The sequence below is a fragment of the Psychrobacter sp. GW64-MNA-CIBAN-0177 genome, assembly GCF_040309585.1.
Taxonomy (GTDB): Bacteria; Pseudomonadota; Gammaproteobacteria; order Pseudomonadales; family Moraxellaceae; genus Psychrobacter; species Psychrobacter okhotskensis.
The window spans coordinates 35,340-54,091 of the sequence record NZ_JBEOOY010000004.1 but is presented as its reverse complement, the minus strand read 5'-3'; the positions used below and the strand labels follow the sequence as shown (position 1 = coordinate 54,091).

The 18,752-nt window shown below is 38.5% G+C and carries 13 protein-coding genes; all 13 read left to right on the top strand.

Features of this window, described 5'->3' with window-relative positions; genetic code table 11:
- The first annotated feature begins 129 nt into the window (after nt 1-129).
- The 13 genes from sucC (at nt 130) to AAEY79_RS04035 (ending at nt 18,542) form a co-directional block, all read left to right on the top strand.
- Nucleotides 130-1,296: an ADP-forming succinate--CoA ligase subunit beta gene (gene sucC, locus AAEY79_RS04095; RefSeq protein ID WP_352287373.1), complete on the top strand. Its 1,167-nt coding sequence runs from the start codon at nt 130-132 to the stop codon at nt 1,294-1,296.
- Between the two features lie 133 nt (nt 1,297-1,429).
- On the top strand, nt 1,430-2,305 hold the full coding sequence (sucD, locus tag AAEY79_RS04090; RefSeq protein ID WP_025652967.1) for a succinate--CoA ligase subunit alpha: 876 nt from the start codon (nt 1,430-1,432) through the stop codon (nt 2,303-2,305).
- A 96-nt stretch (nt 2,306-2,401) separates the two neighbouring features.
- On the top strand, nt 2,402-3,463 hold the full coding sequence (galE, locus tag AAEY79_RS04085) for a UDP-glucose 4-epimerase GalE (protein ID WP_352287370.1): 1,062 nt from the start codon (nt 2,402-2,404) through the stop codon (nt 3,461-3,463).
- A 40-nt stretch (nt 3,464-3,503) separates the two neighbouring features.
- A complete protein-coding gene (gene wecB / locus AAEY79_RS04080; protein WP_352287367.1) occupies nt 3,504-4,649 on the top strand; it encodes a non-hydrolyzing UDP-N-acetylglucosamine 2-epimerase in 1,146 nt (381 codons plus the stop codon).
- A 30-nt stretch (nt 4,650-4,679) separates the two neighbouring features.
- Nucleotides 4,680-5,924 carry a UDP-N-acetyl-D-mannosamine dehydrogenase gene (gene wecC / locus AAEY79_RS04075; protein ID WP_352287364.1) on the top strand — a complete coding sequence of 415 codons (1,245 nt, stop codon included), beginning with the start codon at nt 4,680-4,682 and terminating at the stop codon, nt 5,922-5,924.
- 32 nt (nt 5,925-5,956) lie between these two features.
- The gene (locus AAEY79_RS04070; protein WP_352287361.1) at nt 5,957-8,242 is read left to right on the top strand and encodes a glycosyltransferase family 4 protein; all 2,286 of its coding nucleotides are present in this window, start codon (nt 5,957-5,959) and stop codon (nt 8,240-8,242) included.
- A gap of 11 nt (nt 8,243-8,253) precedes the next feature.
- Entirely contained in the window at nt 8,254-10,245 is a 1,992-nt protein-coding gene (locus tag AAEY79_RS04065; protein WP_352287358.1) for a heparinase II/III-family protein, read from the top strand.
- Between the two features lie 68 nt (nt 10,246-10,313).
- Entirely contained in the window at nt 10,314-11,165 is an 852-nt protein-coding gene (locus AAEY79_RS04060) for a glycosyltransferase (RefSeq protein ID WP_352287355.1), read from the top strand.
- Between the two features lie 196 nt (nt 11,166-11,361).
- Nucleotides 11,362-12,342: a glycosyltransferase gene (locus AAEY79_RS04055; RefSeq protein ID WP_352287352.1), complete on the top strand. Its 981-nt coding sequence runs from the start codon at nt 11,362-11,364 to the stop codon at nt 12,340-12,342.
- 357 nt (nt 12,343-12,699) lie between these two features.
- Nucleotides 12,700-14,259 (top strand): hypothetical protein, encoded by a 1,560-nt coding sequence (locus tag AAEY79_RS04050; protein WP_352287349.1) that lies wholly within the window; start codon nt 12,700-12,702, stop codon nt 14,257-14,259.
- 257 nt (nt 14,260-14,516) lie between these two features.
- Nucleotides 14,517-15,401 carry a UTP--glucose-1-phosphate uridylyltransferase gene (locus AAEY79_RS04045; RefSeq protein ID WP_352287346.1) on the top strand — a complete coding sequence of 295 codons (885 nt, stop codon included), beginning with the start codon at nt 14,517-14,519 and terminating at the stop codon, nt 15,399-15,401.
- Between the two features lie 3 nt (nt 15,402-15,404).
- Nucleotides 15,405-17,072: a glucose-6-phosphate isomerase gene (pgi, locus tag AAEY79_RS04040; protein ID WP_201566263.1), complete on the top strand. Its 1,668-nt coding sequence runs from the start codon at nt 15,405-15,407 to the stop codon at nt 17,070-17,072.
- Nucleotides 17,073-17,174: 102 nt separating this feature from the next.
- Nucleotides 17,175-18,542: a UDP-glucose/GDP-mannose dehydrogenase family protein gene (locus AAEY79_RS04035; protein WP_407074175.1), complete on the top strand. Its 1,368-nt coding sequence runs from the start codon at nt 17,175-17,177 to the stop codon at nt 18,540-18,542.
- Nucleotides 18,543-18,752 lie beyond the last annotated feature (210 nt).

The following is an 18,752-nucleotide window of genomic DNA, read 5'->3' as shown; positions in this document are numbered from 1 at the left end:
AGCCTGAACGCAGTACCGTTTTTATTATTTGCGGTGTCAGCGTTGGGGTTACAAGTGCCGCAGCAGAAAATCGCTGCTGTGTACTTGTTTTCACTTTTTATTAATTGTAAAAAATAAAGGATACAATCAATGAATTTACATGAGTATCAAGCAAAAGAGCTATTAAAAAGCTACGGACTGCCCATTCAAGAAGGCATCATCGCTTATAACGGCGAAGAAGCTGCAGCTGCTTTTGATAAAACACCAACTGACATTGCGGTTATCAAAGCGCAAGTACACGCTGGTGGTCGCGGTAAAGCGGGTGGTGTTAAGCTGGTTAAAACTCGTGAAGAAGCTAAGCAAGTTACGGAAGAGCTTATCGGTACTAACCTAGTCACGTACCAAACGGATGCTAATGGTCAGCCAGTGAACTTCGTATTGGTTGCAGAAGATATGTACCCAGTACAAACTGAGCTATATCTTGGTGCTGTTGTCGATCGTGCTACTCGTCGCGTGACTTTCATGGCATCAACCGAAGGTGGTGTTGATATTGAAGAAGTGGCTAACAATACGCCAGAAAAAATCTTCAAAGTAAATGTTGATCCTTTAGTTGGCCTAATGCCTTTCCAAGCGCGCGACGTCGCGTTCAAGCTAGGTTTAGAAGGCAAGCAAATCAATCAATTCGTTAAATTGATGACCGGTGCTTATCAAGCGTTTATCGAAAACGACTTTGCTTTAATGGAAATCAATCCATTAGCAGTACGTGAAAACGGCGAAATCGTTTGTGTTGATGGCAAAATCGGTATTGACTCAAACGCACTATATCGTCTGCCTAAAATTGCAGCATTACAAGACAAGTCACAAGAAAATGAGCGTGAACTTAAAGCAGCTGAATTTGACCTAAACTATGTTGCTCTAGAAGGTAATATTGGTTGTATGGTTAACGGCGCTGGTCTTGCAATGGCAACCATGGACATCATCAAATTGTATGGCGGCAAGCCTGCTAACTTCTTGGACGTTGGCGGCGGTGCAACCAAAGATCGCGTTGTTGAAGCGTTCAAAATCATTCTAGAAGACAGCAGTGTTGAAGGTGTTCTAATCAACATCTTTGGCGGTATCGTACGTTGTGACATGATTGCAGAAGCGATTATCGCTGCCGTTAAAGAAGTCGACGTAAAAGTACCGGTCGTTGTACGCCTAGAAGGTAACAACGCTGAATTGGGCTTACAGATCTTAGAAGAATCTGGTCTGAAGCTAACGTCAGCCCAAGGCCTAGCCGATGCTGCACAAAAAATTGTCGATGCTGTTCAAGCATAAACCTATCAATTTAGGTGCTTAAACATAGTAGTCAAAGCGTGATAGTAGTTTTTAGTCAACGAGACGTGGTTAGCATTTAACGACACCTAAACGGCAAACTGCTATTGCAAGACAACCGAATAAGGAAAACATAATGAGTGTATTAATTGATAAAGATACCAAAGTATTGGTACAAGGCTTCACTGGTAAAAATGGTACGTTCCATTCTGAACAAGCGATCGAATACGGCACCAAAGTCGTTGGCGGTGTAACACCAGGTAAAGGCGGTCAAACGCATCTAGGCCTACCAGTATTTAACACGATGGCGGAAGCCATGGAAGCCACTCAAGCCGATGCTTCCGTTATCTATGTACCAGCGCCATTCGTCCTAGACTCAATCGTTGAAGCGGTAGATGCAGGCGTGAAGCTGATCGTCGTGATCACGGAAGGCGTACCAACGATCGATATGTTAAAAGCGAAGCGCTATATCGAAGAAGCAGACGGCGTGCGTATGGTTGGTCCTAACTGCCCAGGCGTTATCACTCCAGGTCAGTGCAAAATCGGTATCATGCCAGGTCATATCCATCTGCCGGGTAAAGTAGGTATCATCTCACGCTCTGGCACGCTAACGTATGAAGCCGTTGCACAAACGACTAAGCTTGGCTTTGGTCAATCAACGTGTATCGGTATCGGCGGCGATCCTATCCCAGGTATGAACCAGATTGATGCACTAAAACTGTTCCAAGACGATCCACAGACTGAAGCTATCATCCTAATCGGTGAAATCGGCGGTACTGCTGAAGAAGAAGCTGCTGCTTATATCAAAGATCATGTGACTAAGCCAGTGGTTGGTTATATCGCTGGTGTGACTGCTCCAGAAGGCAAGCGTATGGGCCATGCGGGCGCTATCATCTCTGGTGGTCAAGGTACTGCTGAAGAGAAATTTAAAGCGTTTGAAGATGCTGGTATCGCGTATACGCGTGATCCGGCTAAAATCGGTGATAAGCTAAAAGAAGTTACAGGTTGGTAAGTTAGGCATAAGTCTACAGTCTGATTACTAAAACTACATTGAAAAAAAGCAAGGACACCTCTACAATGAGGTGTCTTTTTTTATGCAAAAAATACTATGAAAAACAAAGTATTGATAACTGGCGGTGCTGGATATATTGGCACTCACACTTGTATTGCACTGCATGAAGCAGGCTATGATATTGTTGTATACGATAACTTATCTAACAGTAGCCGTGAAGCGATCAATCGTGTCTCTACACTGATCGATCAGCCGATTGAGTTTATTGAGGGTGATATCCGTAATGCTGAGTCACTTAGACAAGTATTTACAGCACATAAGTTCTTTGGTGTGATCCACTTTGCAGGATTAAAGTCAGTTGGCGAATCCGTTGCGAAACCGCTGATGTATTACGATAACAACGTCAGTGGTACGATTACCTTACTAGAAGTAATGGCAGAGTACGATGTCAAAAATTTGGTATTCTCTTCATCAGCAACGGTTTATGGTGACCCTGAATCGCTGCCTATCGACGAGAGCTCAAAGCGTTCTTGTACCAATCCCTATGGTCAAAGCAAACTGACGGTCGAGCATATTCTAGAAGACTTAGCGGTATCGGATGAAAGCTGGAATCTCATCCCTTTGAGATACTTTAATCCGGTAGGTGCACATCCTTCAGGGCAGATTGGCGAAGACCCTAATGATATCCCAAATAACTTAATGCCCTATATCTCACAAGTAGCTGTTGGCAAGCTACCTAAGCTCAGTATCTTTGGTAATGACTATCCAACTATCGATGGTACAGGTGTACGCGATTTTATTCATGTGACTGATTTAGCGCAAGGTCATGTGGCCGCGCTTAATTATTTACAGCAACGTGCCAGCTCAAAAAACAGTTCAGATCAAAAAAACTCCGTAGGCTTTCTACCTATTAATCTAGGAACGGGTAAAGGCACCTCGGTATTAGATCTGGTTGCAGCGTTTACCAAGGTCTCTAAACAGCCTATTCCTTATCAATTCGCTGCCCGCCGTGCAGGGGATATTGCCAGTTGCTATGCCAGTGCGGATAAAGCCAAAGAGTTATTAGGCTGGGAAGCTAAGCTGTCTATTACTGAGATGTGTGAAGATACTTGGCGGTGGCAGAGTATGAATCCGAATGGGTATACCAAAGTGGTGTAATTTACTGACAAAAATAGATAGAAATAAAGAAGGAAAGTTTATGATAAAAGTACTAAGTATATTTGGGACGCGTCCTGAAGCCATTAAGATGGCGCCTGTTGTCAAAGCATTAGAAGCTAACCCTAACATTAAATCATTAGTTTGTGTAACTGCTCAGCACCGTGAAATGCTTGATCAAGTATTGTCACTATTCGAGATTAATCCAGATTATGACCTAAATATTATGAAGTCTGGACAAAGTCTAACTCAGGCCAGTTCAAGAATGCTACTCGCTCTCGAGCCTATTTTGGAAGAGTGTCAACCAGACTTAGTACTTGTACATGGTGATACTTCAACAACATTATGCGGAGCACAGGCTGCGTTTTACCAGCAAATCCCTATCGGGCATGTTGAGTCAGGTCTGCGTACTTATGATATTTATTCCCCTTGGCCTGAAGAAGCTAATAGACAGCTTACAAGTATAATTACCAAGTTACATTTTGCACCAACTAAAGCTGCTGCTCAACATTTATATGATGAACATAACAATCCAGACTATATTTATACTACAGGCAATACAGTCGTAGATGCTTTATTAGAGGTCAAGAATAAACTTGAAACTAATGAAGTACTACAAAATGAATTGAAACTTAAATTTTCTGAATTAGACTTTACTAAGCGTCGTGTTCTAATTACTGGCCATCGTCGTGAGAACTTTGGTGATGGGTTTGAATCTATTTGTCAAGCGATACAAGAGTTAGCACAAAAGTATCCAGATTATGAATTTGTTTATCCTGTACATTTAAACCCTAACGTTAAAGAGCCTGTAAATAGGTTATTAAAAAACCTTGGCAACGTTAAATTGATCGAACCTCAAGACTATTTACCTTTTGTATACTTGATGAGTACTAGCCACATAATCTTAACTGACTCAGGTGGCATCCAAGAAGAAGCTCCTTCTCTTGGTATTCCAGTATTAGTAATGCGTTCAACTACAGAAAGGCAAGAAGCCGTAGAGGCGGGGACGGTAAAACTAGTAGGTACGCATGCACCTACTATTGTAGCTGAAGTGAGCAATTTAATTGAAAACGAGGCTATCTATCTCAAGATGAGTCACGCTCACAATCCTTACGGTGATGGCCAAGCATCACAGCGCATCACAGAAACTATCGTTAGTTTTTTCAGTCAAAAAGAATCTTCAAAATAAATAACTATATATAAGTTAAGTGAGTTAACAATGAAAAATATCTGTGTTTTCGGTTTAGGTTACATTGGTCTACCAACAGCAGCGATGTTCGCTCATCATGGGGCAAATGTAATAGGGGTTGATATTAACCAGCATGCAGTTGATACGATCAACCAAGGCAAAATACATATCGTCGAGCCAGGTTTAGAGGCCATCGTTAAGCAATCCGTGGATAAAGGTAATCTTAAGGCTAGCCTCACTCCTGTACATTCAGACGCCTACCTTATTGCAGTTCCTACACCTTTCAAAGGGCAAGATCATGAGCCTGATCTTTCCTACATTCAAGCTGTTAGTAAAGCACTAGCTCCATTACTACAAAAAGGTGATGTAGTAATATTAGAGTCCACATCACCAGTAGGTGCTACTGAAAAAATGGTTGAATGGCTCGCTGAAGAGCGTTCTGATTTGACCTTCCCTAAATATCATGAGCCAGACGTTGAAGCAGATATCTTTGTGGCTTACTGCCCTGAGCGGGTATTGCCGGGCAAGGTCGTAGAAGAGTTAATCGTCAATGATCGTGTCATCGGTGGTATGACTAGACAATCTACGCTAAAGGCCAAAGAAGTGTATCAACGATTCGTCACTGGTGAGCTGCTAGCGACCAACTCACGCACTGCTGAGATGGCAAAATTAACCGAAAATGCCTTCCGCGATGTCAATATTGCTTTTGCTAACGAGTTATCTATTATAGCTGATAAGCTGGATATTAATGTATGGGAGCTAATTGAACTCGCCAATCATCATCCGCGTGTTAATATCTTACAGCCGGGTGCGGGCGTTGGCGGACACTGTATCGCTGTTGACCCTTGGTTTATAGTTAACAAAAACCCTAATGAAGCTAAGATTATTCGTGCTGCACGTGAGATTAATGACTATAAGCCTGAATGGGTCATTGAAAAGATCAGCGCAGAAGTAGATAAACTAAAAACTCAAGGTATTGAAAAGCCGACAGTAGCGTTATTGGGCTTGGCATTCAAACCTAACATCGATGACCTGCGTGAAAGCCCAGCAGTTAGTATTGCGCAGAAAATGCTTAATAGTGCATCTGCTAATGTCTTATTAGTTGAGCCTAACATTGATAAGCTACCTAAAGGCTTGGAATCAGGTAAGCTTGCAACACTTAAAGAAGCTATGGATAAAGCTGATATTATCGCTATTTTAGTAGCTCATGATGAATTTAAAAAAGAACGTCTACCAAATGATACAAAAGTGATAGACGCTGTTGGTATTATTTAAAGAAAACCATACTAGACTTAAGAGTAATACAAATGAAAAATAAAGAGACAACTAAAGGTGAATATCAGACTATATCTTATCAGCTAGGCAAGGCTCTAATAGATGCAAAAACTGTCGAAGGAGCATTAATACTGCCTTGGAAACTATACAATCTAAGACAAGATGCAAAAAGTCGACGGGCTCAAAAAAAGCCGAAGTTAGATTATGGACAGTTTCTTAAGTCGAGTTCACCTGATACGCTGCTCATTAAAATTCATAAAAAACGTGGATTGTTAGGTATTACAGAGTTTCTGGAATGGTATGATATTTCAGCGAAAAAGAAATCTAATATGGTGTATAACAACGCACTTAATGTAAAGGATCAAAATCCTAGCCTGTATAAAACATTGATGAAATTATCTGTTGAATTGGATTCCAACAAAAGAAATCTAAAAGCTTATGCTTGGAGTAATTACCATCTAAGAGATGCAGATCAATTAGAAGTCGTAGTTAAAAAGCTTCTTCAGGAAGGCGAAAAAACGAATGATCAAGAGTATTTTGAATTAGTAGATTTATTCAATCAAAAGTTAGACACTCTTTTGTCTGAGAAAAGTATCAATAATCTAGAAGGTTATGATGCTGTCTATGAAGACAACCTATTAAACTATAAATCTTCTAGGTTTTCCGACTTGGTTCTAGAGTTTTACTTTAAATATGGTAAAGAAAAGCTCGTACAGTTTATAAAATCAAACTCATCTCATATGAAGAAAGTGGATCAAGCTTTTTTATTAGTAAAAATTTCAAAAGTCTTATCAGCTCATGATAAAAAACTTGAAACATATTTTTGTGAAGAAGCTTTAAAGATAGATCAGAGCGAAAAAATGTTAAGAGCAGGTTTGTGGGCCTTTCAGAAGAGTCAGGATTTTGAAAAAACGGCTATAGTTTTGCAGAAACTTATTCCTATTTTACAAAAATCGCCAAACTCTCAACAACAATTATTGTTAGAAAAAATATATAAATCTCCAGCGTATACTTTGTCCATTGAAAGTCATATTCTCAGTGAGCCTAAAGATACTATAGAAAGTATACCTAATAAAATCGCCTATGTTCTTCATAATAGCTTTCCTTATTCTTCGGGTGGTTATGCAACCAGAGCTTTTGGGGTATGTGAAGGGTTAAGAAGTCATGGATTTGAAGTAGTTGTTATTAATCGTCCAGGATTTCCATTAGACATTAAAGACGACCTTAATGTTGAAGATGTGCCAGAAACTGAAGTTATAGATGGCTATAAATATGTCCGCTCTTTATCGATATCACGTAGAGGAATGACCCCTTACGATTACATGTTAGAGGCAGCTGACGTACTTGAGAAAAGGTTTATAGAATATCGCCCTCAGTATGTTATAGCAGCGTCTAACCATATTACCGCTATCCCTAGCCTTATAGCCGCTAAAAGGTTAGGTATTCCGTTTTATTATGAAGTACGTGGTCTGTGGGAGATTACTCGCGTCTCGCGTGAGCCAGAGTTTGAAAAGAAGCCTGCTTATACAGTGCAAGTATTGCTTGAAACCTTAGCTGCAAAACATGCTACTCATGTATTTACCTTGACTAATCCTATGGTCAGTGAATTAGTGAGAAGAGGGGTCAAAGAAGAAAGCATATCGTTGGTTCCTAATTCATGTTCACCAGACAATTTTGTCCCAAAAGATCGTGATATGGAGTTAGTAAAAAAACTCAATATTCCAGACAATGTACCTGTGATTGGCTACATAGGTACTTTTGTACAATATGAAGGTCTTGATGATTTAGCAGAGGCTTGTGCCATCCTTAAATTAAAAGGTGTGCCGTTTAGACTGCTATTAGTAGGTAATGAAAATGCTTCTGGCTTGGAAGTGGGCCCTATTACTGCTAAGATTAGTGAACTTGCAACGACCTATGGCTTTAATGACTGGCTAATAATGCCCGGACGCATACCTTTTGAGGAAGTCGAAAGTTATTACTCACTCATAGATATTGCACCATTTCCACGTAAACCTCAGCCCGTATGTGAGCTGGTTTCTCCGATGAAGCCTTTAGAAGCGCTAGCTATGAAAAAAGCAGTATTAGTATCAAGCGTGCAAGCCCTAAAAGAAATGGTAGTTGAAGAGAAGACTGGATTAGTATTTGAGAAAGGTAATATCAATGATCTAGCTTACAAATTACAGATATTAATAGACAACGAAGATCTAAGGCAGACTTTAGGTGAAAACGGAAGAGTTTGGGTAGAAGCAGAAAGAAACTGGATCAAAACGACTGAGATTATTAAAAATCAGCTAAAGTTAGTTGCTCATAGCCAATAATGAGAAAAATCATGGAAATAGAAAAAATCGTAGAAATCAGTGATTCGGCAATAGTAGATGCTACTTATGATGGTTTCAAAGTTGATGTAAAAATTATACTAGAAAATGAACAAGTAAAGTGTGCTTGTTATTTGTATGCTAATGATCAAGTGATATACAAAAACGACTATAAGTATAACGACAGACACATATTTTATATTGAGAAAGAAAAAACCATTGATTTAAAGGTTAAAGTTTTTTTCAGATATATAAAAGACCATTCAATAAAAAAGTCAAAATACTTTTCCGTTTCAGTTAATGAGAATTTAAGATATTCTTCTATAGAAACTAATCTTAAGATGGTAGCCTTAAACAATTGTGAAATTATAGTGTCTTCACCTGAAGCAATAGAACTATATGAGAAGGAAGGTTTCAAACCTCGAAAGGATAGTAAGCCTTATAATTTATTCATACCTATAGATTGGCTCTCAGACCCTTTTAGCGATAGAAACTGGATGTATCAGTTACATGCTTGGAGGATGTTAGAACCCTACTTTAATAGAGGAGATATTGGTGATCTAAATTATATTTCCGAAATTATTAATGATTGGTTGAATTTTGAGAAGAGGAATGATAGCAAATGGCTATGGTATGACATGTCTACGGGTTTACGCGCCCTTAAAATTAGCTTGTACTTAAAAATGTGCTATGAAAAAAAAGTTGATCATCAAATATCAGACTTAGATTATTTATTACATGAGCACTTAAGGCATCTTAGTAATCCTAAAGAGTTAAACTCTGGTAATCATGGACTTTTTCAGTTGCATGGTCTTAAAAGTTTAGCTTATATTCTAGATAGTGATGCTAAACAGGCTTATGACACTAGAGATATAAAAAATTATGCTAACAAGCAAATGGGAAAATTGATCACTTCTCAGTTAGGACAGTACGGCGTACATACAGAAAACTCACCTGATTACCATTTCTTTACACATAAGAGAATAATAAAAATGGTAAATTCGCCTTGGTGGATTGACTTAGATACAACTATTTTAAATCTACTTAAGCTCGGTGAACAAGCTAAACCTTGGTTAGTTTTTCCTAATAATAAATGTGTGCCTATTGGAGACTCACATACTGGTTCAGCTATTAATAAACTCCCTAAGTTAGAAGGTTGGCCTCATACAAAGGTCAATAATTATATTGGGGCTCGTGTAGATGGCTATGCGATTGTTAGGTCATGTGAATCAATTCCAGTAGAAAAATCATCAATTTTGTTTTTTCAAGGTTCGTTTAATAGTCATCATCATAAACATGGTGATGATCTTTCATTCATACTACAAGAGAGTGGAATGGATATATTAATAGATTCTGGTAAATACGGATATCAAAGTGATAAATATCGTAAATATTTTCTTAGTACGCGAGCTCACAATACTGTAGAAGTAGATGGAAAAAGTACTATTCGTACTAAAGAGTACGCTTACGGAAGTGCAATTGAAGGCGAACCAAGGTTCATCGGTGGATTTTGGTTATTGAAAGGTAAAGTAGAACATAAAGTAAATCAATATATTCATGAAAGAACTATAGTTTACAAACCTAATGAAGATTTATATGTTATAGATAGTATAATTAATAATAAGCAAATTAATAATAGAAATATAATTCAGTGGTGGCATTTTGATACGGATATAGACCTCAATATCTCTGGTAGTAAAGTTCTTGCTAATACAAAAGACGGTAAGAATATAGAAATCTCCTCAAACTCTTCTGAAGGTTATCCTTCTTTAGATTTGTATAAAGGATATGAGTCTAAAAATTCACTCATAGGGTGGGTTTCAAAGAACTATTTAGAGTATGAGCCAACATCTACGTTAAAGATTTTCAAAAAATTAAATGATCACTTGATTATCTTGACTCGATTTAAGATTAATAATAGTTTAACTGATAAGCCTTTGTTAGAATTAAGAAATAAAAAGATATACACAGATGATGTGAATTTGCTTACATATTTAAATGAGTGATATTATTTCGCAGAAAAAAATAACTCAATGTCTGTTTATTAAAAAAATTACATATATAAGGTAAAAATATGAAAAAAATGACGTATGTAATAATTAGGTATAGTTTACTAATTGAAAACTCAAAAGGCTGGCAAATTGCAGATGAAGACTTACAAGTTTATAGAGATAAATTGTTTGACAATGTACGACTTGAACAACGATTAGAGCTGTTTAAAAAAATAACTTTGCCTAGTTTAGTAAGTCAAACCAAAGCTCTTAGTTCAGATTGGATAAAGGTAATTATAGTAACTTCTGAAAGTTTGCCGTTATGGAATAAAAAGAAAATTGAAAGTTTAGTCGATGACTATGATTGGTTATATGTAGATTACTTATCCACGCAAGAACGTGATATTTCTCGTTTTCTATGGAAGGATTTGGAGATGGAGCAAGAAGATGTTTTGTTTTCCACTGTAAGATTGGACGATGATGACGCTTTAGCAAATAATTTTTTTGAAAAAATGGATTCCTATTTTAAAGAGGAAAATGTAGGATTTGGCTTAAGTTTTGGAAATGGATACGCAGGTTTTTATGATTTTGAGTCAGGATGTTATGAAAAAATAGTAGACTATTACTCTCCAAAAGTAGCTATCGGGTTGAGCCACTTCAATATATACAAATATGCTAGTAGAAGTTTCGTATCTTCTAAGATTAGAACTATATACCATGCACGAAAACATGTAACGGTAGATTTATATATACCTTTAATTCTAGACTCTCGTGAATATATGTTTATTAGAACGATGCACGATAATTCAGATTCTTCCAATAATAAGGCACGTGAAGCAAAACTGAGAAAACAGCCTTCAACAGATATTGAAAATTTATATGAGAAATTTCCATTTTGTCAAAATCTTGTGGCTAATCAATTCGAAAATAGATAGTGACGTTATTAGTGTGGGACTTGGAATTATCTATATTCATTTCTTAGGGATGGAGACTATATATAAATAAATATAATATTAACATGGATTGCTTCTTATTAATTTTTATGGAGCTATGTAATTAAGAAAAATTATTTAACATATATTATCGAAAAATATCAAACTTTACTTTGTTTTTAAAACATAGGATTTTATTTTGCTAAAGTTAGCACTGATAAGTGACGATTTGACTTCCCAGTCTTTGCATGAAGAAAATTTTTTCAAAATAGTTGAACAACAGCTTCAGTACCAGCTTTGGAAAAGACATAAGCCTGACATTATCTTAGTAGAGTCAGCATGGCGCGGCTATAAGGATAGATGGCGATATAAGATAGCCAATTATCCTGATTATCCCGATCGCAGTAATGTCGAGCTGCGCAAACTCTTAGAGCTAGCGGATAAATACAATATTCCTGCTGTATTTTGGAATAAAGAGGACGGTGCTCACTTTAATCGTTTTATCGACTCTGCCAGTTTATTTAAGTATGTACTGACGGTTGATTCAAACTGCGTTGAACGTTACCAAGCTATATTAGGTAACAGTGTGAAAGTAGGAGTGCTACCCTTTGCGGTGCAGCCTAAGTTTCATCATCCCACCGATTTACCCCCTCGTTATAACCAAAGCCTGTTTGTCGGTAGCTACAGCCATCATATCCATGATGCACGCCGCCAATGGCAGGACATGACATTTACGGCAGCCTCTCCTTATGGGCTTACCATCGTCGACCGTAACTCTGATCGTAAGTCTGACCTCTATCGCTATCCTGACGTACCGAATATGACTATTAAACCTGCTGTACCTTATGATCAAACTGGTGCGCTATTTAGGCAGTATTCGCACTGCCTAAACGTTAACACGGTAACTGATTCTGCTAGTATGTTCTCTCGTCGTCTGATTGAAATCATGGCTTGTGGACGTTTAGCGATTACCAATCCAAGCTTAGCAGTCAGTACCCGCTTTGAAGGTATGTGTGAAGTCATTGATAATAAAGAACAAGCGGATGAATTGTTTGCGCAATTATCCAAAGGATATACCAAGCGGCAAAAAGAGATGATGCGTTATGCCAGCGACCATGTACTACAAAATTATAATTATGATAAATGGTTACAGCGCATTATCAATTTTGTTGATTCGTAGGTAACAATTTAGGAATGGTTTGTTCTCATATTGTATCCAAATTAATACAAAAAAAGACAAGGTGAGAATAAAGTAAATTTAATGTAGTTATTGTGAAGTACATGCAAGCAGCCAGTAAGGAAAATTCATACTAGTAGTACCATATTGTTTTTAAAGTGCCTCGGCTATATAGGTTGCGCTAGTTTTATTTAGGATCGACTATATACAATCATTCTTTAGCAAGATTTTAATTAATGAAGATAGTGTTCTAATATTTTTATTTCCTTGTTTAATCAACTCCTCTCATCATAGTCAATTTAATTAACTATGTGTTATTTTTCTTTCAATTTACTAAATACTATTGAAAACAGTCTTTTAATGAACTATCAAGAGAGACAAGCTATGAAGAAAAGAACTTTTAATCCTTATAAGGAAATAGGTGTTGAAGAAAAAGTTAGATTAGTTATTTATGATAACTCGTCTAAAAGTTTTATTATGAAAAAAATTATCGCTAAGTTAGATAAAATTGAGGTAATTTTCGATGAAAAAATTAATATTAGTGGTTTAAAATACAAGTATCAAGTATTTACTGAAGAAAATAAGTGGATAGATATTAAAAAATATAGCTATATAACAAAAGCAGACATAAAGAAACTTCTTAAAGATTTTAAATTTAGTGATTCAAATGTAAAAGATATCCCTTACTTAGAGAGACTCAATGAACACCAAACTACATATTTCTTTCAAAGACTACTTAGAGTCTATTATTATTTTTTATTAAGTTCACCAAGCCTTCCTAAAATTAAAAGGGTGAAACTTTACTTAAATGCTTTACCGATAACACTTATTCAATCTAGTAACACTATTGCACATTGCTATACTCAAATTACTTTAATGACAGACTATGCTGAAAGAATAGTAAGGACTGAAAGCACTTTAATATCCAAACAGTCAGACGATAAATGGATTGTAGAAGTTATTGAAAAGTATAAATTTGATCAAGAAAACCTAATAGGTTTTAAAACAGGTGTTCTCGTTACTAAAGGGCATATAGCTAGCTTATATGATCGTAATGAAGCCTTTGATTGCTATCAACAAGTTTTGCAAATAGGTAAGAGTTTCATAAATGGTTTCTTAGAAATAGACGCTTTATCCACCTATTATCCTAATATAATTGGAATTAATAAAAGTTACAAAATATTAGATAATTATAGTGAAAAAGGTAGTGATCTAATAAATTCAGAGCACTTAGTAAATATATGTTTTTCTTCAGATGTAAGTTATTTTCAAATGTTTGCTACAAGCTGGGCACATGCGAGCTTTTATCTTAAAAACTTAACTCTTAATTTCGGGATAGTCACTAACGATAAAAATGAGTATGAACACTGTATATATAACTATCAAGCTATCATTAAGACTATTGCAAACTTATTGAAAACGGAAGTTCCTAATAACTACAAATTTTTCTGGATAAAATCTACAGTTATAAATAGAACAGTTTACGCTTGTGCGAGATTTTATTTGGCAAAGCATTTAATAAATACCTATAGTAATAATATATTTATAAGCGATATTGACCAATTAGTCGTTGGTGATTTTGAGAGTTATTTGGAGGTTTTTAGGAATGGTAAGTATAGTGTTTATCAGCCTATTACTTCAGGATTATTTTCTATGCTATCTGGTAGGAGTCACTTAGCAGGTAATATTTATATATGCAATGATGAGAAAGGGAGACTATATTGTGAACTATTGACTGATTATGTAGGAATGGGACTTGAAGAAAATTATTCATGGATTTTAGATCAGAATGCTACACGTTATGCCTCAGAGCATATTGAAGTAGGAAACCTTGATGACTATGGACAAAGAGCTTTGAAGCAATTCCCAGATCTGAAAAGAAACTTAAAACAACTTCCAGACTTAAATAGTAATAAATAAAAACTAGGAGAAAGTTAAGTTATTGATTGAGTTAAAAAAGTAATATATAACGCGAATATAAATTATATTATAGTTTGTTAGATGATAAGCTCTTTTTCATGAAGTAATTTAATAATCATTTAGAGATTTTATTTGTACTACAAAATTACAATTATGATAAATGGTTACAACGCATTATTGAGTTTATTGATTTATAGTTACCTTACTATTGACTCATTATTTTTATATTACCCTTCTATTTTAATGTTGCCTTAAATATGAACAAAATAACTCACGCCGTCATCCCTGTTGCAGGCTTTGGTACCCGTATGTTGCCATTGTCTAAATCTGTGCCAAAAGAGCTATTACCACTTGGTAATCGCCCCGCTATTCATTATGTGGTTGAAGAGGCGATAGCAGCCGGTATCAAACATATTGTTTTGGTCGGGCATGCACAAAAAAGCGCGATTGAAAACTACTTCGATATCAATGCTGAGCTGGATAACCAGTTGCGCCAAAAAGGTAAAGACGAGCTAGCCGATAGCTTAAACTGGTTACCAGACGATGTAACGGTGTCTATGATACGTCAAGGCAAACCGCTAGGTTTGGGACATGCGGTACTCGCTGCGCGCCCTATTATAGGCGAGCATGATTTTGCCGTATTATTGCCCGACGTGGTGCTCGATCCTTTTACGGGTGATATGACTGCTGATAACTTAGCTTTTATGATTGATGCTTTTGCTAAAGACAGTCATTCACAGATATTGGTCGATAAAGTTGCTGATGAAGACGTGCATAAGTACGGTATCGCCCAATTAAATGAAACGTATAGCAATGCGGGCGATATCAATGACAAAGCAGAGGTTAATGCTAGCTTTAAAGTCGCTGGCTTTGTAGAAAAACCTAGCTTAGCAGATGCCCCTTCACGCTTAGCAGTGGTTGGTCGCTATGTGTTTAGCAATCAAATCTTTGATTATTTGGTAAATACCAAAGCGTCGGTTGGTGGTGAGATTCAGCTGACCGATGCTATTGATGCCTTGATCAGTGAATACGGCGTCAATGTGACGACCATGCGCGGCGATAGTTATGATGCAGGCGATATGCGCTCATATATGCAGGCGTTTATTTATTTTGCCCAGCAGCAATTAGCAGAAGATGAATAGCTGATGGCTGAGATAAAGGACGATAAGCGTTATAGCAGTGCTCGCCGCTCTCAATATTGGCAGCAGTTGCAAAGTCTGGCTAAGCAGCCGTGGTCATTGGCAGCCTTGTTTGCGCAAGATGATGAGCGTGCGACGCGTTTTAGCAGGCAAGCTGGTGCGCTATATATGGACTATAGCAAGCAGTGTATTGACGAGACAGTATTAGCTAATCTGTTGAGTCTTGCTGATAGTTGTGATTTACCGGCTCGTATTAAAGCGCTATTACAAGGCGCGATGGTCAATACCAGTGAAGCGCGTGCCGCCTTGCATACAGCGCTACGTCTCCCAGAAACAGCAACGCTACAGCTTGATGGTCAAGATGTCGTCGCGGATGTGCATCAGAGTCTTTCGCAAGTAGCCAGATTATCCGAGCGTGTCCGTAGTGGTACATGGCGCGGGTTTTCGGGTAAGGCGATTACTGATGTGGTGAATATTGGCGTTGGTGGCTCTGATCTTGGGCCACTGATGGCGACTGCGGCGCTCGATGAATGGGCAGATACTGAGATTGAAGTACATTTCGTCTCAAACATGGATGGTACTCAGCTTGATAACTTGCTGAAGCATTTAAATCCTGAAACCACCTTATTTATTATCTCCTCCAAATCCTTTGGTACCATTGATACCTTATCCAATGCTAAGACGGCATTGTCATGGTTGCTTGCCACCGCCAAGCTGCGCGCTGGTACGGAAGACAGTGTGTTACGTCGCCACTTTATTGGTATATCTGCTAATAGTGAAAAAATGAGTGCTTGGGGTATTCATCCTGAGCATCAGCTGCAGCTTTGGGAATGGGTCGGTGGTCGCTTTTCTTTATGGTCGGCGATTGGTCTTGCTATTGCCATTCGTATCGGTATGGCAGGGTTTAAAGCGTTATTAGCGGGTGCGCATAGTATGGATGAGCACTTTGCACAGGCTGATTTTGCAGAAAACTTGCCAGTATTATTAGGCTTGCTTGCTGTTTGGAACAGTACTTTTTTACAGGTTAATGCTCATACCGTATTGCCTTATGATGGTCGTCTTAGCTATTTGCCAAGCTACCTAACCCAGCTTGAGATGGAGAGTAATGGTAAGTCGGTCACTCAGCACGGTGATCATATTGATTATGATACTTGTCCGATTCTGTGGGGCGAGATTGGCTCTAATGCGCAGCATGCTTTTTATCAGTTGCTACATCAAGGTACACAGCAGGTATCGTGTGACTTTATTGCTTGTGTGCGCCGTTATAGTGGTCAATCGCAAAACGCGCCATTACAGCAGCAGCATGAGCTGTCGCTAGCCAATTGTTTGGCACAAAGCCGAGTATTGGCCTTTGGTAATGCAGCGCTCCAAGAGTCCGAGGTGCAAGTAGCGTCTGCTGCGGAAAAATATAAATACTACCGTGGCAATCAGCCGTCAACCACGCTACTGATCGACGAGCTAACGCCGCATAGCTTAGGGGCTTTGGTTGCGCTCTATGAACACAAGGTCTATGTCATGGCCAGCATTTGGGATATTAACCCGTTTGATCAGTGGGGTGTCGAGATGGGCAAGCAAATGGCAGAGTCCGTGCATCAAGCCATGCAGAAAGAAACCGAGGGTCAATTCGATACCTCTACGGACCAGCTGCTACAACACATTAGACAGCTGTCTTAATACGGCTGCCGATACGTAATACAGTTAAAAGGGTAACTCATGAGCGCTGATTCTATAAACGACAATACGGCTAAATATACGCATGCATTTACAGCACAAAGTATGAGAAGCAAGCCAGTTTGTGTACTTATTGGCCATAGTATTGAAGCCATTACCAGTGCGGTAGTGCTGGCAAGTCTAGGTCAGCGCGTGCATTTGTATGCAAATAGTGAACTATTGACACAGCAAATAAAACAGTATGGTTTTGAGCATCATTTGCAAGCGCTATGGCAGATGTATGAGCAGCAGCAGGTTATTAGCAGTCAAGCATTACCAGATAGCGCCGACACGTTGATTCATTACTATGAAAGGGCAAATTTTAGTGATAGTCGTCATATCAATGAGAGCAATGAGGACAGTGAACGTGGCGAAGCAAGCAACGTTGCGCTTTATTGGTTGTTTTTAGACAGTATCAAGCCAGCATGGGCAGAAGACAATTGGATTACCGCCTTCAATCACAGTCATCAGCAGTCGCTACCTGTGCTTATGAGCGGTATTGAAAAACTAGGCGTTGTCTCAGCACTGGCTCAGCGTTTGCAGCGTGCATGGGTCTACTATGTGCCGTTTGTATTTTTGCAGGACGGCGATGCTTATAGCTCGATGCTGAACCCTTCATTGTGGTTGCTTGGTGAAAAAACCGCCAACAGTAGCCACCATCTAAATATACTGCAGCCTTTAATGCAGCACGCACGCGCCGCCCATCACGCTGATATCGCAACCATAGAGTTTGCCCGTAGCAGTATTATGGCGATGCTGGCGACGCGAGTGAGTTTTATGAATGAGATGTCACGCTTGGCGGACAGTCAACAGGTCGATATCAAACAAGTCAGTCGTATCATGGGGCTAGACGCGCGCGTTGGTAGCAGTTATCTGCAAGCGGGTTGGGGCTTTGGCGGTAACACCCTACCGACTGAGCTTGCTAAGTTGCAGCAGTCTAGCCAAACGCACAGTTTAGATATGCCCCTGTTGCAGTCAGTCATGCACATCAACGAAGACCAAAAAGAGCTGATATTCCGTAAATTTTGGCAATATTTTGATGGTTTTATAGATAATAAAACGGTGATGGTTTGGGGCGGTAGTTATAAATCAGGATCGGGACGTACCGCAGGCTCAGCCATACATCCATTACTAGCATTGCTGTGGTCTTATAATATTCGTACTTTGGTCTATAGCGATAAAGCTCAAGATGAGCTTGCCGCGCTTTATCAGCAGCAACCATTACTTAAATTAATGGCTGATCCTTATGGTCAAATCGATGATGCTCAGGCTATCTTTATTGTCAGTTGGTCGCCACGAGATCAGCTAGATATTGCCAAAATCAATCAGCAAGCGATGCCAATATTTGATGCGCAAAATGCACTGACACGCTCGCAGATAGATAGTTTAGTGGGTGACTATTTGGGTATTGGTCGGTCTAAATATAGTCAGTGAAAAGCAATATCGATACATGACGCACTACTGATATCAATTTTTCTTGCTGGCTGTGCCTACGCAGACAGAGGCTACAAAAAATTGATATCAGCAATACCGTCGCGTTTTAGGGTATTTTGACTATAGCGCTATTCAAGTTTTTCTGTTATTTAAAAAGCTCGTTGATAATTATCAGCGAGCTTTTTTTTGGCTTTAATTAGGGCGTATTAA